The sequence below is a fragment of the Agrobacterium sp. El2ro-1b genome (assembly GCF_048298475.1).
Classification (GTDB): Bacteria; Pseudomonadota; Alphaproteobacteria; order Rhizobiales; family Rhizobiaceae; genus Agrobacterium; species Agrobacterium fabrum.
This window is the reverse complement of sequence record NZ_CP103458.1, coordinates 477,410-492,079: the sequence shown is the minus strand read 5'-3', so window position 1 is coordinate 492,079 and position 14,670 is coordinate 477,410. Positions and strand designations below refer to the sequence as shown.

General features: G+C 59.5%; 14 protein-coding genes. 6 read left to right on the top strand and 8 right to left on the bottom strand.

From position 1 onward, the window contains the following. The first annotated feature begins 30 nt into the window (after positions 1–30). Positions 31–306: a YlcI/YnfO family protein gene (locus NYR50_RS02370; protein WP_174007772.1), complete on the top strand. Its 276-nt coding sequence runs from the start codon at positions 31–33 to the stop codon at positions 304–306. Positions 307–344: 38 nt separating this feature from the next. Next, entirely contained in the window at positions 345–602 is a 258-nt protein-coding gene (locus NYR50_RS02365) for a type II toxin-antitoxin system RelE/ParE family toxin (protein WP_418137329.1), read from the top strand. Between the two features lie 3 nt (positions 603–605). On the opposite strand, the gene betA is transcribed toward NYR50_RS02365, so the two are convergent. From betA to betI, 3 genes are all read right to left on the bottom strand, one after another. Then, positions 606–2,255: a choline dehydrogenase gene (gene betA / locus NYR50_RS02360; protein WP_418136652.1), complete on the bottom strand. Its 1,650-nt coding sequence runs from the start codon at positions 2,253–2,255 to the stop codon at positions 606–608. Positions 2,256–2,482: 227 nt separating this feature from the next. Continuing rightward, positions 2,483–3,964 (bottom strand): betaine-aldehyde dehydrogenase, encoded by a 1,482-nt coding sequence (betB, locus tag NYR50_RS02355; RefSeq protein WP_418136651.1) that lies wholly within the window; start codon positions 3,962–3,964, stop codon positions 2,483–2,485. Positions 3,965–3,975: 11 nt separating this feature from the next. After that, positions 3,976–4,596, bottom strand: coding sequence for a transcriptional regulator BetI (gene betI / locus NYR50_RS02350; protein WP_035216816.1), 621 nt, complete (start codon positions 4,594–4,596; stop codon positions 3,976–3,978). 365 nt (positions 4,597–4,961) lie between these two features. On the opposite strand from betI, the gene NYR50_RS02345 reads away from it, so the two are divergent. From NYR50_RS02345 to NYR50_RS02335, 3 genes are all read left to right on the top strand, one after another. Continuing rightward, positions 4,962–5,198 carry a ribbon-helix-helix domain-containing protein gene (locus NYR50_RS02345; protein ID WP_010971177.1) on the top strand — a complete coding sequence of 79 codons (237 nt, stop codon included), beginning with the start codon at positions 4,962–4,964 and terminating at the stop codon, positions 5,196–5,198. A 172-nt stretch (positions 5,199–5,370) separates the two neighbouring features. Further along, on the top strand, positions 5,371–7,173 hold the full coding sequence (locus tag NYR50_RS02340) for a GGDEF domain-containing protein (RefSeq protein ID WP_121690033.1): 1,803 nt from the start codon (positions 5,371–5,373) through the stop codon (positions 7,171–7,173). A gap of 88 nt (positions 7,174–7,261) precedes the next feature. Beyond that, positions 7,262–8,275: an NAD(P)H-quinone oxidoreductase gene (locus NYR50_RS02335; RefSeq protein WP_418136650.1), complete on the top strand. Its 1,014-nt coding sequence runs from the start codon at positions 7,262–7,264 to the stop codon at positions 8,273–8,275. Between the two features lie 499 nt (positions 8,276–8,774). Here NYR50_RS02335 and NYR50_RS02330 read toward each other — a convergent pair whose 3' ends face one another. The 5 genes from NYR50_RS02330 to NYR50_RS02310 form a co-directional block, all read right to left on the bottom strand. Continuing rightward, the gene (locus NYR50_RS02330) at positions 8,775–9,815 is read right to left on the bottom strand and encodes a sulfate/molybdate ABC transporter ATP-binding protein (RefSeq protein ID WP_006310270.1); all 1,041 of its coding nucleotides are present in this window, start codon (positions 9,813–9,815) and stop codon (positions 8,775–8,777) included. An 11-nt stretch (positions 9,816–9,826) separates the two neighbouring features. Next, on the bottom strand, positions 9,827–10,699 hold the full coding sequence (cysW, locus tag NYR50_RS02325; RefSeq protein WP_080810277.1) for a sulfate ABC transporter permease subunit CysW: 873 nt from the start codon (positions 10,697–10,699) through the stop codon (positions 9,827–9,829). Further along, entirely contained in the window at positions 10,692–11,549 is an 858-nt protein-coding gene (gene cysT, locus NYR50_RS02320; RefSeq protein ID WP_010971172.1) for a sulfate ABC transporter permease subunit CysT, read from the bottom strand. Before cysT ends, cysW begins: the two co-directional genes overlap by 8 nt. A gap of 196 nt (positions 11,550–11,745) precedes the next feature. Continuing rightward, positions 11,746–12,771 carry a sulfate ABC transporter substrate-binding protein gene (locus NYR50_RS02315; RefSeq protein WP_080810279.1) on the bottom strand — a complete coding sequence of 342 codons (1,026 nt, stop codon included), beginning with the start codon at positions 12,769–12,771 and terminating at the stop codon, positions 11,746–11,748. 465 nt (positions 12,772–13,236) lie between these two features. Continuing rightward, positions 13,237–13,677 (bottom strand): RrF2 family transcriptional regulator, encoded by a 441-nt coding sequence (locus tag NYR50_RS02310; RefSeq protein WP_153513330.1) that lies wholly within the window; start codon positions 13,675–13,677, stop codon positions 13,237–13,239. 204 nt (positions 13,678–13,881) lie between these two features. Here NYR50_RS02310 and NYR50_RS02305 point away from each other — a divergent pair, with 204 nt between their 5' ends. Further along, on the top strand, positions 13,882–14,664 hold the full coding sequence (locus NYR50_RS02305; protein ID WP_418136649.1) for a phosphoadenylyl-sulfate reductase: 783 nt from the start codon (positions 13,882–13,884) through the stop codon (positions 14,662–14,664). Positions 14,665–14,670: the final 6 nt, after the last annotated feature.

Below are 14,670 nucleotides of genomic sequence, written 5' to 3'. Positions count from 1 at the left end.
CATCGCAATTGCAACGCAGGGAGAAAATCCATGAAAACGGCAACAATTCCTTCGCTGCGGGTGACAGCGGATTTTCGCGAGGCAGCCGAAAGCGTGCTGAAGGACGGCGAGACGCTTTCCTCCTTCGTTGAGGATTCCGTGCGCAGGCAGGTGGAGATCCGCAAATCGCAGGCGGAATTTATTGCACGTGGGTTGGCCTCTCTCGAAGAGGCGGAGCGCACGGGGGTTTATTACACTTCCGAGGAAGTTCTGGCAGAGTTGCGCGGTATGCTTGAAGCAAAAAAAGCGGAAAAGCGGAAAACGTGACTTACAAAGTCAAGCTGACCGCGAAAGGGCGGAATGATATAAAACGTCTCTACACCCATATGCTTGAGCAGGACGAAGAAGCGGCAGATAGAGCATTGGAAGCGATAACATCGGGCATCGAGATACTCCACGATTTTCCCTTCAGCTGCCGCAAGGCATCCCCTGACAACAGCCTGATACGTGAACTCCTCATACCTTTCGGTTCATCAGGCTATATCGTGCTGTTTCGCATCGACGGCCCGGAATCCGTCACAATAGCCGCCGTTCGCCACCAGCGCGAGGATGATTATCATTGATCCTCACCGATCGCTGACGGCCGCACGCGGGTTCGCCCACGGCTCCTGATTGGAGCGGGGCAGCGGGGTTTTGCCAAGGATGTGATCAGCCGCTTTTTCGCCGGTCATGATCGAGGGGCCATTGAGGTTGCCGTACGTCACATGCGGGAAGATCGAGCTGTCGGCGACCCGCAAGCCCTCCACGCCGATCACCCGGCATTCGGGGTCGACGACCGCCATCGGATCGTTGCGGTCTCCCATCCGGCAGGTGCCGCAGGGGTGATAGGCGCTTTCCAGATGCTCGCGCAGGAAGGCATCGATCTGTTCGTCCGTCTCGATGTTTTCACCCGGCTGGATTTCCGGCCCGCGAAAATCGTCGAAGGCTTTCTGGCCGAAAATCTCGCGCGTCAGGCGCACGCAATGGCGGAATTTTTCCCAGTCTTCCGGGTGGCTCATGTAGTTGAAGCGGATTACCGGGTCGTCATGCGGATCGGCAGAGCGCAGGGTGACGTTGCCGCGCGATTTCGACAGGTTGTAGCCCACATGCGCCTGAAAGCCATGGCTTTTCGCTGCCGCCTTGCCGTCATAGGAGATAGCGACGGGCAGGAAATGATACTGGATGTCAGGCTGTTTCAGACCGGGTGCGGAGCGCAGGAAGGCGCAGGCCTCGAACTGGTTGGAGGCACCGAGCCCGCCTTTCGACAGCAGCCATTGCGCACCGGCCACGCCCTGCCAGAACCATGGCAGCCATGGATAAAGCGAGACCGGCTTGGTGGAGACCTGCTGGAAATAAAACTCCATATGGTCCTGAAGATTGGCGCCGACACCGGGACGATCCGCCTTCACCTCGATGCCCATGTCTTTCAGATGCGCAGCGGGACCGATGCCCGACAGCATCAGCAGTTTCGGCGAGTTGAAGGAGGAGGCCGAAACGATGACCTCACGATTGGCCTTTACGGTTTCAACCCTACCCCTGCGCTCGATCTCGACACCCACCGCACGGCCATTCTCGATGACCACCTTGCGGGCAAAACCATTGACCAGCGTGACGTTTCCGCGTTTCAGCGCCGGTTTCAGATAGGCATTGGCCGCGGACCAGCGGCGGCCATTGTGGATAGTCTGCTCCATCAGGCCGAAACCTTCCTGCTTGGAGCCGTTATAATCGTCCGTCAGCTCGAATCCGGCCTGTGCGCCCGCCTGAATGAAGGCGTGGAACAGCGGATTATTGACCGGTCCGCGCTGAACATGCAGCGGCCCATCCGTGCCGCGCCAGCCCTCTTCGCCGCCATGGCTGTGTTCCATGCGCTTGAAGTAAGGCAGCACATCCGCATAGGCCCAGCCCTGCGCGCCAAGCTCCTCCCAGCGGTTAAAATCCTCGGCATGGCCGCGCACGTAAACGAGACCGTTGATGGAGGACGAGCCGCCGATGACCTTGCCGCGCGGCGCGGTGATGCGGCGGTTGTCGAGATTGGGCTCGGGCTCGGAGAGATAACCCCAGTTGTAGCGCTTCATGCTCATCGGCCAGGCGAGCGCCGCCGGCATCTGGATGAAGGGGCCGAAATCCGACCCGCCAGCTTCGATGACGATGACAGAATAACGGCCGTCTTCCGACAGGCGGTAGGCGATGGCGGAGCCAGCAGAGCCGGAGCCGACGATGACGTAATCTGCTTGCATTGTTTGCTCCACTGGGGGCTTCGGTTCCGATGAATGTATTCGGGTGGGGCTTACCCCCCTCTGCCCTGCCGGGCATCTCCCCCACAAGGAGGGAGATCGGCAAGACGCTCGTTTGTCACTTCAATCTCAAACGTCGAGATGGGCGGCACCTCGCCTCGCGTCGATCTCCCCCCTTGTGGGGGAGATGCCCGGCAGGGCAGAGGGGGGTAAGCCCCACCCTTCGCGCCTCAATAAGGTGCGTCCACCTTCCCCGTGCTCACATAAACGGTCTTCAACTCGCTATAATGCTCCAGCGCCGCCGCGGAATTCTCCCGTCCGAAACCGGATTGTTTCGAGCCGCCAAAGGGAATTTCCACCGGGCAGAGATTGTAGGTGTTGATCCACAGCGTGCCCGCGTCCAGCCGATCCACCACACGGTGGGCGCGGGCCAGGTCGGCGGTGAAGACGCCGCCGGCAAGGCCGAATTCGGTGGCGTTGGCGCGGGCGAGAACCTCGTCCTCATCGTCGAAATCCAGCACGCACATGACGGGCCCGAAGATTTCCTCGCGGGCGATGGTCATGTCGTCGGTGACATCGGCAAACACAGTCGGCTGCACATAGGCGCCCTCACCCGCGACATTGTTGGGAATGCCGCCGCCGGTGATGAGCGTCGCCCCTTCCGCCTTGCCCTTTTCGATATAGGACAGAACCTTTTCCTGCTGGGCCTTGGAGACCAGCGGGCCGAGATGGGTGGCGTAATCCAAGGGGTCGCCAAGGATCATCGCCTCGGTACGGCGTTTCAGGTTTTCAAGGAAGCGGGCCTTGGCTTTTTTATGCACGAAGACGCGCGTGCCGTTGGAGCAGACCTGGCCGGAGGAATAGAAGTTGCCAAGCATGGCACCACCGACAGCGCTTTCGATATCGGCATCATCGAAGACGATCATCGGTGACTTGCCACCGAGTTCCATCGTCACATGTTTCAGATGCCCAGCAGCGGCGGCTGCCACCTTGCGGCCGGTCGGCACCGAGCCGGTGAGCGAGACCTTGGCGACATCGGGGTGGTTGACGAGCAGCGGCCCCGTATCGCGATCACCCTGAATGACATTGAAGAGGCCCTTGGGCAGGCCGGCCTCGATCAGGATTTCGGCGATCTTCAGGGCGCCGAGCGGGGTGTTTTCAGACGGCTTGAAGACCATGGCATTGCCGGCGACGAGGGCCGGCGCCGCCTTCCAGCAGGCGATCTGCTGCGGATAGTTCCAGGCGCCGATACCAACGCAGACACCGAGCGGCACGCGCTTGGTATAGGCGAAATCGCCGCCGAGCGGGATGTAATCGCCATTCAGCGCCGAAGGTGCGATGCCGCCGAAAAACTCGAAGGCATCAGCGCCGGAGGTGGGATCGGCGACGATGGTTTCCTGAATGGGCTTGCCGGTATCCAGCGTCTCAAGCGTGGAAAGCGCATCGTTGCGTTCGCGCATGATATCGGCGGCGCGCTTGAGAATGCGGCCGCGGGCCATGGGGCTCATCGCCGCCCATTCCTTCTGGGCGCGCTTGGCCGAAGCGATGGCGCGCTCGACGATGGCGGGCGTTGCCGCATGCAGTTTTGCAATCACCTCACCGGTGGCCGGAAAGATGCTTTCGAATGGCGTGCCGGTATTGTCCTCGACATAATCCCCGTCGATGAAATGCGAGGCTTTCGGCTGCGCCTTGAGCGGCGTCGCAATGGTCATGTCGAAGTCTCCTAGAGAGTGCGGATGGACGGCTTGGCGCGCTGTCCATCGGGAAAAGATTTGAGCTGCATGTCGAAATAATCCTCGACAAGCGTCGGCGCGGAAGCGAGGCCAAGCGGGGCGGAACGCAGGCTGTGGCGGATATAAAGCCCGTCGATCAGGGCAGCTGCCCCTTCGGCGATGCGCGCGGCATCGTCGGGCGGGCAAAGCCGGTTGAGGCTCGCCATGAGATTGGAGCGCAGACGGCGGGAATAAATGACCAGCAGGCGGCGCGTTTCTTCCGAACGCTGCGCCTCGACGTAAAATGCGAGCCAGGCCGCCACCGTTTCGGGCGTGAACTGGTCGCTCTGGAAGGAGACGTGCACGATGGCGCTCAGCTTTTCACGCGGACCGGAGGCACGGATCAGTGCCGCCACGGCATCGCGCCTCAGATCACGCAGCAGGCTGCGGATGGTTTCCAGAAGCAGTTGCTGCTTGCTGCCGAAATAATGATGCGCAAGCGCTGCCGACACGCCCGCTTCCCGGGCGATATCAGACATTGTCACATTCAGTGAACCATGGTGGCCTATGGTGCGCAACGCCGCATCCACAAGCGCCTTACGGCGCAAAGGCTCCATTCCGATCTTGGGCATAAGCGTCTCCTTGACGGATGGCAAATTATTCTTGATTGATTGATCAATCAATAAAAAATGCGCCATTTTATGTCGCGGATTTGCGATGGATCATATTTTCCGCGGCGGGCCGTCGCTATGATAGTCAGGAAGCACGCGAGGCGGCTTGAAATCTCCGTGCCCCGGCGGGCTCACGGGGGAAAAACTAAACCGTGATATACTGCGAATTGGGAATGAGACGCGTTTCGTGGTATGGTGTCTGGTGATACAAATTTCGCTGGAAGCGGCGCCAGACGAAAACACAAGAACGCCCGCACATAGACCGTAATGGCAGCCTTCTCAAAAAGTCTGCCGGACTTCTCAACGACGGTTAAGGGAGTGATATCATGCCAATGGTAACAGTATCGATTTCCCCGGAACAGGCAGCAAGAATGCGCGAAGCCGTGAACTGCGGGGCTTATGCTTCCGGCAGCGAGGTTGTGAGGGAAGCGCTGAGATTATGGGCGGCATCGGCCGCACATGGCACAGGCGCAAAGTCCACACAGCCCGTCGAGGCGGACCGGGAACGTCTGAACGTGGCGGAACTTTACGCCGCTCACAGCGGGCATATCCGCCGGGCATGAGACCCGGCGCTGCGGCCCAGTATAAATGCACGGGGCCGTTACAAAACGTTCATTAAAGCTTCACAGTCGTGAAAGCTTTTGTTGACCTGTAATCTGCAATTGTTCACCGCAAAAGAGACGGGATCCCCCAAGGTTAGCCATCGAGGGGACGGACAATAGCGGAGAAACAGAAATGCAGGCCGTCGCGCTAGAGAACGATGTCATCAGGCGTTTTGCCTCCGGGCAGATGTTTCCGATGGCGAAACTGGTGCTGGAAACGGCGTTCCAGCCGATTGTGGAAGCGACGACGGGCACGATTTTCGGTTATGAATCGCTGATGCGAGGCCATGACCGGCTTGGTTTTTCCAGTCCGCTGGCGCTTCTCGACCAGGCCGCCGCGGATGGCGAGTTGAAGGCCTTCGAGCAGATGCTGGCAAGCCGGGCGCTCGCGAAATTTTCCACCCTGCCCGACTTCTCCTCCGCCACGCTTTTCCTCAATCTCGATGTGCGGCTCATTCCGCATGGCGATGTCATTCTCGACAAGCTCGTCGGCCATCTGGCCCGGGCGGGCATTCCCGCCTCCTCCATCTGCTTTGAGCTTTCCGAACGGTTCGACAATACCAGCGTGCCGGAATTTACATCGCTGATCGCCCGCATGCGCAAGGAAGGGTTCAAGCTGGCGATCGACGATTTCGGCGCCGGCCACGGCGAGATGAAGCTGCTCTGCGACTTCCCGCTGGATTACCTCAAGATCGACCGGCATTTCATTTCGGGTATCGACCATCTTCCCCGCAAACAGCATCTGGTGCGCAACATCGTCAATATCGCCCATGTTCTCGGCGTCAGGGTGATTGCGGAAGGTATCGAAACGGAAGCGGAATTCCTCTCCTGCCGCGAATTCGGCGTCGATCTGGTGCAGGGCTGGCTGATCGCCAAGCCGACGGTCTTCACCAGCGAATTGCCCGAAAGTTTCCCGCACCTCAACCGCATGGGCGTGGCGCGACGCAACAGCCAGACGCTGGACGAGATCCTGATCCGCCGAGAGATCGAGCGCCTCCCTACCGTGTTCGAACATGACAGCGTCGACAGCGTCTTCGAACTGTTCCGCAGAAACCCGCAGCAGGCCTTCTTCCCGGTTCTCAACGCCAATGGCGAACCGCGCGGCGTCATCAACGAATATCACCTCAAGGAATATATCTACCGGCCCTTCGGCCGCGATCTGCTCAAGAACAAGATCTATGAGCGCACCATTTCCCATTTCGTCGATCCCGCGCCGATCGTCGGCCTCGATGCGGATGCGGACCAGCTGATGAACATGTTCGCCAGCATGGGTGGCAGCGCCTGCATCATCCTGACCGAAAACATGCGTTATGCCGGCATCGTTTCGGCCGCCTCGCTCATCAAGGTCATCAATGAAAAACAGCTGAAGATGGCGCAGGACCAGAACCCGCTGACGGCGCTGCCCGGCAACCGGGCGATTGGCGGCTTCATCGCCGACAGCTGCAGCGACGGCGACGAGACGCGCTTCTTCTGCTACTGCGACTTCGACAATTTCAAACCCTTCAACGACAAATACGGCTTCAACGCCGGCGACCACGCCATCACCCTGTTTTCGGCGCTGATGCGCCGCTATTTCTTCGCCGGTGACTGCTTCCTTGGCCATATTGGCGGCGACGATTTCTTCATCGGCGTGCGAGACTGGTCGGTGGAGGAACTGATGGAAATCCTGGAGCGGCTGCTCAGCGATTTTCACGACGACGTCGCCGGGCTTTATTCCGACGAAGACCGTGCCGCCGGCTGCATGAAGGGCCAGGACCGCAACGGCAATGAACGGGATTTTGCGCTGCTGCGCTGCTCCATCGGCGTCCTCACCTTGCCGAAGGGATCGATCATCGCCAATCCCGAGCGGATCGGCAGCGAGATTGCCAGCGTCAAGGCGGCCGCGAAGGAGAACGAAGGCGGCCTCGTCGTCAGGGTATTCGGCGAGGCAAATTGACACCAGCGACAAACGGCCTCCTTCCCTCGAGCGCACATCTGACCTACATCTTCAGGTAACGCCGACAAGTGAGGAGTTGCCCCTGCCCATGTCCGACACCAAGACCCTGCCCGAAACAATGCGCTTCATCGATCTTCCGTCCCATGGCGGCCCGGAAGTGATGCGGCCTTCACAGGCGCCTTTGCCGAAACCCGCCCGAGGGGAGATTCTCGTTAAGGTCGAGGCGGCGGGGGTTAACCGTCCAGACGTCGCGCAGAGACAGGGCATCTATCCGCCACCCAAAGGTGCAAGCCCCATCCTCGGGCTGGAAATCGCCGGCGAGGTCGTTGCACTCGGAGAGGGCGTCGATGAGTTCAAGCTCGGCGACAAGGTCTGTGCGCTCGCCAATGGCGGCGGCTACGCGGAATATTGCACCGTTCCCGCCGGGCAGGCCCTGCCCTTCCCGAAAGGTTACGACGCCGTCAAAGCCGCCGCACTGCCGGAAACCTTCTTCACCGTCTGGGCCAATCTCTTCCAGATGGCGGGCCTGACGGAAGGTGAGACCGTGCTCATCCACGGCGGCACCAGCGGCATCGGCACAACGGCGATCCAGCTTGCGAAAGCCTTTGGCGCGGAGGTTTATGCCACAGCGAGCTCAGCGGAAAAATGCGAGGCCTGCGTGAAGCTCGGCACCAAGCGCGCGATCAACTACCGCGAGGAGGATTTCGCCGAAATCGTGAAATCCGAAACCGGCGGCAAGGGCGTCGATGTCGTTCTCGACATGATCGGTGCGGCCTATTTCGAAAAGAACCTTGCCGCACTCGCCAAGGATGGTTGCCTCTCCATCATCGCCTTTCTGGGTGGTGCGACAGCCGAGAAGGTCGACCTGCGGCCGATCATGGTCAAACGCCTCACCGTCACCGGCTCCACCATGCGCCCGCGCACCGCCGATGAGAAGCGTGCCATCCGCGATGAGCTTGTCGAGCAGGTCTGGCCGCTCATCGAAAACGGAAAGGTTGCACCTGTGATCAACCGGGTGTTCACGCTGGACGAGGTTGTGGACGCGCACCGGTTGATGGAGACGAGCAATCATATCGGCAAGATCGTGATGAAGGTGTCGTGACGAGTGCCTCTTGCATTAATGACGAATCGTACTACCTTCTAATTATGTTCAACGTATCGGAAGGAGGTGATCCAATGTCTAGTGAGATTTCGGTCTCTGGTGCAGGCAATGGAAAGGGTGGTTTTGCGACGGGGCAACCCTCGGCGTAAACTTCTTTGCCTTCGGAACGTTGAGAAACAGTCCCGGGTCTGTAAACAAGACCAAACTCATGGAAGGGTCGCTTCGGCGGCCCTTTTCCGTTTCTCGGATTATCGCGACTATCGGGAAAATCTGCACCTCGATGCCGGTGCGGCAAACGCGATATTTGATGCCATTTCGTGAGACGTTTCTTCCGTCGTGCCGGGCTTGACCCGGCATCTAGCGGACGTGCCTTTGTGCGGCGGGGAGCGTCCTTTTCAGCCCAAGGACTTGGGCTGGCTGGATACCGGCCCAAGGCCGGTATGAGCGGGAACTGAGGATAGGCGCAAACCGCCGGTTGCCAATTGCAGCCGCATCTCCCCTATTTCTTGCCAAACACCTTCCATCGCGTCGGGCGAAAACGCAGCTCCGCACCAACAGCTACGGCGGCGTTGAGCGGTACCTCGATTTCGAGGTGATAGGGCTCATGGCCGTTATTGGCGATGTCGATTTCGGCGATGCGGGTGCCCGCGAGGCGGCGACAGGTGGTGACCTTGCCGTAAAGCGCATCCTTTTCGTCCGTCAGCACCACATCTTCCGGGCGGAAGAACAGCTCGCCCTCGCCTGTGCCGCCCTCGTTTATGCCGATGCTTTCGCCCTGGAAGAGCACATGGCCGTCCCGGATCGTCACCGGCAGGCTGGAGGATTCGCCAATGAAGGAGAAAACAAAAGGAGAGTTGGGCGTATCGTAGACATCATCCGCCGTACCGACCTGTTCGATCTTGCCCTGGCTCATGACAACGACGCGGTCGGCGAGTTCGAGTGCTTCTTCCTGATCATGGGTGACGAAGACGGTGGTGTGGCCGGTGCGGTCGTGGAATTCACGCAGCCAGCGGCGCAACTCCTTGCGCACCTTGGCGTCGAGTGCGCCGAAAGGTTCGTCGAGAAGCAGCACCTTCGGCTCGATGGCGACGGCGCGGGCAAGCGCCACGCGCTGGCGCTGGCCGCCGGAAAGCTGGGTCGGATAGCGTTTTTCGAGGCCGGTCAGATGCACCATGTCGAGAAGCTCGGATACGCGCCTACGGATTTCTGCCTTGGGCGGACGGGTGGCGGAAGGGCGCACCTTCAGGCCGAAGGCGATATTGTCGGCAACCGTCATGTGGCGGAACAGTGCATAGTGCTGAAACACGAAACCGACATTGCGCTCCTGCACGGTGCGATGCGAGGCATCCTCATCGCCGAAATAGATATGGCCCTGCGTCGGCTGTTCGAGTCCGGCGATCAGGCGCAACAGCGTCGTCTTGCCGGAACCGGAAGGACCGAGCAGTGCGATCAGCTCGCCCGAGCGTATATCGAGCGACACGTCGTTCAGCGCCGGAAACCGATCGAACTGCTTGGTGATGCCGGAAACTTTCACTTCCATGAAGATGCCTTTCAATGCTTGCCGGCTGCGTTGCCCGCGCCAAAGCGTATTTCGAGAATGGTTTTGAGAACGAGCGTCACCAGCGCGAGGCCTGCAAGCAGTGTCGCTACGGCGAAAGATGCGCCGATATTGTACTCATTATAGAGTATCTCGACATGCAGCGGCATGGTGTTGGTCTCGCCGCGGATGTGGCCTGATACGACGGAGACGGCGCCGAATTCACCCATGGCGCGGGCGTTGCAGAGCAGCACCCCGTAAAGCAGGCCCCATTTGATATTCGGCAGCGTGACATACCAGAAGGTCTGCCAGCCGGAAGCGCCAAGTGAAATCGCCGCCTCCTCGTCGCCATTGCCCTGATCCTGCATCAGCGGGATCAGTTCACGCGCGACGAAGGGAAAGGTGACGAAGATGGTGGCGAGCACGATGCCCGGCACGGCGAACAGGATTTCGATGCCGTAGCTTTTCAGCCATGGACCGAGCACGCTGTGAGCGGAAAACAGGATGACATAGACGAGGCCCGATATGACCGGCGAGATCGAGAACGGCAGGTCGATCAGGGTGATCAGGAACGCCTTGCCCTTGAATTCGAATTTGGCGATCGCCCAGGCGGCGGCAACCCCGAAAACGACGTTGAGCGGCACCGAAATGGCGGCGACGAGCAGCGTCAGGCGGATGGCCGACAGCGCATCTGGTTCGACGATGGCATCCCAGAAGGAATCCGCGCCCTTGCGGAAGGCTTCGAAGAAGACCGAGACAAGCGGCAGCACCAGGAAGGCCGCGAGAAACAGGAAGGCGATCGCGATCAGCGCCAGCCGCGCGGGAAGGCTTTCGCTGGCGGGATCGCGGAATGGCCGGGGCGACGTGCGGGAAGCGGTCTCAGACATAACCGTACCTCTTGCGGCTCCAGGCCTGAATGAGATTGATGAGGAACAGCATGGCAAACGAGATGATCAGCATGATGGTGGCGATGCCGGTCGCGGCCGCATAATTGAACTCCTCCAGGCGGATGACGATGAGGAGCGGTGCGATTTCCGAGACGTAAGGGATATTGCCGGCGATGAAGATGACCGAACCATATTCGCCAACGCCACGCGCGAAGGCGAGCGCAAAACCCGTGAGGATGGCGGGCGTGAGGCTTGGCAGCAGGACCCGGGTGATGGTCTGGAAACGGTTGGCGCCGAGCGTTGCCGCCACTTCCTCCACCTGCCGGTCGATCTCTTCCATGACCGGCTGCACCGTGCGAACGACGAAGGGCAGGCCGATGAAGATCAGCGCGATGACGATGCCGGTTGGCGTAAAGGCGATCTTGATGCCGAAAGGTTCGAACAGCGAACCAACCCAGCCGCGATTGGCGTAAAGCGTGGTGAGCGCAATACCTGCCACCGCCGTTGGCAGGGCGAAGGGCAAATCGACGATGGCATCCACGAAACGGCGACCGGGAAACCGGTAACGTGTCAGCACCCAGGCGACGATGACGCCGAAAACGGCGTTGACCAGCGCGGCAATGAAGGCCGTACCGAAGCTGACACGCAGCGCATTTAGCGTGCGGCTATCGGTGGCAATCGCAATAAAATCTGCAAAACCAAGTTTCGCCGTGGACCAGACAAGGCCGCCGAGCGGAATAAGAATGATGAGAAACAGATAGGTGACAGTGTAACCAAACGTCAGGCCGAAGCCGGGTATGACGCTCGACTGCCGCCATTTCCACCTGTTTCCGGATGTATTATTGCTCATCAAGGCTCCGGATAATCTTTGTTTTTGTACATTTCCAGGACAGGAAACCGGGGTCCACTTTTCCTGGAAATGCCCTCTGGGAGCCGGCGTTCCCCGGCGTTTATTATAAAGTATCGACCGGCACGGCGTCCGGTCGATCAGGCTCTTATTGTCTTGTCCCTGCGGACGGGTGATCGCGTTTCACCCCATCATCCGCTTACTTTGCGGGCTTGTAAATCTGGTCGAAGATGCCGCCGTCACCAAAATGTTCCGGCTGCGCCTTGGCCCAACCACCGAAGATCGGATCGTCGATGGTGACGAGCTTGATATCAGGCAGCTGCTTGAGCAGGTCCTTGGAGACAACGGCGGGATTGGACGGACGGTAGAAGTGCTTGGCCGCAATATTCTGTCCTTCGTCGGAATAGAGATATTGCAAATAGGCTTCCGCCGCCTTGCGGGTGCCCTTGGCGTCGACATTGGCGTCAACCACGGCGACCGGCGGTTCGGCGAGGATCGAGATCGGCGGTACGACGATATCGAAAGCGTCAGCGCCGAATTCCTGACCGGCGAGATAGGCCTCGTTTTCCCAGGCCAGCAGCACGTCACCGATCTGGCGCTGCGCAAAGGTTACCGTGGAGCCACGGGCGCCGGTATCGAGAACCGGGGCGCGTTTGTAGAGATCACCGACATAGGCCTTGATCTTGTCCTGATCGCCCTTGAACTCTTCGTTCGCCCAGGCCCAGGCGGCGAGATAATTCCAGCGCGCGCCGCCCGATGTCTTCGGGTTCGGCGTGACGATCTGCACGTCGCCCTTCACCAGATCTCCCCAGTTATGGATGCCCTTCGGGTTGCCCTTGCGCACCAGGAAGACGATTGTGGAGGTATAGGGCGAGGAGTTGTGCGGCAGACGGGTGCGCCAGTCCTTGTTGATCTTGCCGGAATTCTGGACGATGGCGTCGATATCGCTCTGCAATGCGAGCGTGACCACATCCGCTTCCAGACCGTCGATGACCGAGCGCGCCTGCTTGCCGGAACCGCCATGCGACTGCTGGATGGTGAGGTCTTCACCGGTGTCGGCCTTCCACTTCTTGGCGAAGGCTTCGTTGAAATCCTTGTAGAGTTCACGGGTCGGATCATAGGACACGTTGAGCAGCTTGGTCTGCGCGGCGGCCGAGCCAACGCCGCCGAGTGCCAGTGAAAGGCCGAGAGCGACAGCACTCAAACCGGACAGAAGCTTGGACATCGGTATTCCCTCCTGATTGCGATGGTTTAACTCTACTGGACCGGTAGAGTTGGTCAATGAGGCCGAATACGATCGAAAAAGTGTTTCCCGAGAGCGTTTTCCCGGGCAACAAATACAGCGCAGCATAAGCGAAAGGCGCAACAAGCGTCGTGTAAAACTTTGCTGAATGCAAAACCGTTTCACATTTTTGACGATTTTTTGCCGCGATGGCGAAAAATATTATGGGGTTTTAGACAATTTTTTCGTGCGGGGCGGCGTGAGGGGGTCGGGAAACCAATACGCGCTCCCCATCCGTCATACCGGCCTTGAGCCGGTATCCAGTCAGCCCAAGTCCTTGGGCTGAGAAGACTCTCTCCGCCGCGCAGACGCGCAGCGGCTGGATACCGGCTCAAGGCCGGTATGACGGATGGGTTGAGGGCCGTCACAGCAAAGTTCGACTGCGCGTACGGTGAAAAGACGGCAGCGTCAGGCCGTCAAAAGCTCGGGCACTTCGACACCCGCCACTGCATCGGCAATGGTGGTGTTGAAGAGGATGTTGCGCGTCGCATCGGCCACGCGGGCGAAGACGTGGCGGATCTCGCACTGCTTTTCGCCGTCGCAATCCTCGCAGCGGCGATAGGCGGTCTGCGACAGGCAGGGCAAGGGTGCGAGCGGCCCGTCGATGAGGCGTAGCACTTCGCCAAAGGTGATGTCTGCAGCCGGGCGCGCCAGGAGATAACCGCCCTGCTTGCCGCGCCGGCTTTCGACGATGCGTTCCTTCTTCATTTCGAGAAGGATCTGTTCGAGGAATTTTTTCGGAATGGCCTGTTCGCGGGCAATGTCGGAAATCTGCACGGGACAGCCGCCGTCGGCCTTTGCCAGCGAAAGAAGCGCCCTCAGCGCGTATTTTGCCTTCTGCGAAATCATCGTAAAACCAGTAGACCACAAGCCCGGATACCCGGCAATTCCCGCTTAGCGCAGAAGTTGTCACAATTCAAATCCAAGCTGCAAAGAAGGTGAACGGGCATCTTTTGCTCATAGATCGTGCGCGTGAGGCATTTTTGCTCTGAAGTGCAGCGCACAAAGACTGTCATTTCTGTTCGCATAGCCGGATTTCAACAATAATCGGCCATGGAAATCCCGGACGTGACAATGACCATCAATTCAGCAAATGCCTCTGCCGATACCGCATCCCTCGACGCCACGCTTGCCGGGCTCGATCTTGCGGGACGTCTCTCTTTCGTTGCCGGCCTCGGCGGGCGTGCCGTCTTCACCACCAGCCTCGGCATCGAGGATCAGGTGATCACCGCCGCCATCGGCACGCATCGTCTGCCGATTGACGTCGTGACGCTGGAAACCGGGCGGCTGTTCAAGGAGACAGTCGATCTCATCGATGAAACCGAAGAACGTTTCGGCATCGAAATCCGCCGCTTCCGTCCCGAACAGGACGATATCGACGCTTATGCCGAAAAATACGGCCTGAATGGTTTTTACGAAAGCGTTGAAGCGCGCCACGCCTGCTGTCATGTCAGAAAGCTGATCCCGCTTGGCAAGGCGCTTGAGGGTGCTGCTTTCTGGATCACCGGCCTTCGTCGCGGCCAGTCCGGCAATCGCGCCACGACGCCCTTCGCCGAATTCGATGCGGAGCGCAATCTCATCAAGATCAATCCTTTGGCTGACTGGGATATCGACCTCATCCGCACGCATGTCGCCGAGGAGAACATCCCCGTCAATCCGTTGCATCAGCGCGGTTACCCCTCCATCGGCTGTGAGCCGTGTACGCGTGCCATCAAGCCCGGCGAGCCTGAGCGCGCCGGACGATGGTGGTGGGAAAACGACGAGAAGCGCGAATGCGGTCTTCATGTCGCCGGTGCGGAGCAGACACCCGCCGTTTCCGCCATCCCGCAACGATAATCATTC

What these genes read in the sequence shown, in the direction of transcription:
- NYR50_RS02370 (WP_174007772.1), top strand. Translation starts at nt 31, where the DNA reads ATGAAAACGGCAACAATTCCTTCGCTGCGGGTGACAGCGGATTTTCGC.
- betA (WP_418136652.1), bottom strand. Translation starts at nt 2,255, where the DNA reads ATGCAAGCAGATTACGTCATCGTCGGCTCCGGCTCTGCTGGCTCCGCC.
- betB (WP_418136651.1), bottom strand. Translation starts at nt 3,964, where the DNA reads ATGACCATTGCGACGCCGCTCAAGGCGCAGCCGAAAGCCTCGCATTTC.
- betI (WP_035216816.1), bottom strand. Translation starts at nt 4,596, where the DNA reads ATGCCCAAGATCGGAATGGAGCCTTTGCGCCGTAAGGCGCTTGTGGAT.
- NYR50_RS02345 (WP_010971177.1), top strand. Translation starts at nt 4,962, where the DNA reads ATGCCAATGGTAACAGTATCGATTTCCCCGGAACAGGCAGCAAGAATG.
- NYR50_RS02340 (WP_121690033.1), top strand. Translation starts at nt 5,371, where the DNA reads ATGCAGGCCGTCGCGCTAGAGAACGATGTCATCAGGCGTTTTGCCTCC.
- NYR50_RS02335 (WP_418136650.1), top strand. Translation starts at nt 7,262, where the DNA reads ATGTCCGACACCAAGACCCTGCCCGAAACAATGCGCTTCATCGATCTT.
- NYR50_RS02330 (WP_006310270.1), bottom strand. Translation starts at nt 9,815, where the DNA reads ATGGAAGTGAAAGTTTCCGGCATCACCAAGCAGTTCGATCGGTTTCCG.
- cysW (WP_080810277.1), bottom strand. Translation starts at nt 10,699, where the DNA reads ATGTCTGAGACCGCTTCCCGCACGTCGCCCCGGCCATTCCGCGATCCC.
- cysT (WP_010971172.1), bottom strand. Translation starts at nt 11,549, where the DNA reads ATGAGCAATAATACATCCGGAAACAGGTGGAAATGGCGGCAGTCGAGC.
- NYR50_RS02315 (WP_080810279.1), bottom strand. Translation starts at nt 12,771, where the DNA reads ATGTCCAAGCTTCTGTCCGGTTTGAGTGCTGTCGCTCTCGGCCTTTCA.
- NYR50_RS02310 (WP_153513330.1), bottom strand. Translation starts at nt 13,677, where the DNA reads ATGATTTCGCAGAAGGCAAAATACGCGCTGAGGGCGCTTCTTTCGCTG.
- NYR50_RS02305 (WP_418136649.1), top strand. Translation starts at nt 13,882, where the DNA reads ATGGAAATCCCGGACGTGACAATGACCATCAATTCAGCAAATGCCTCT.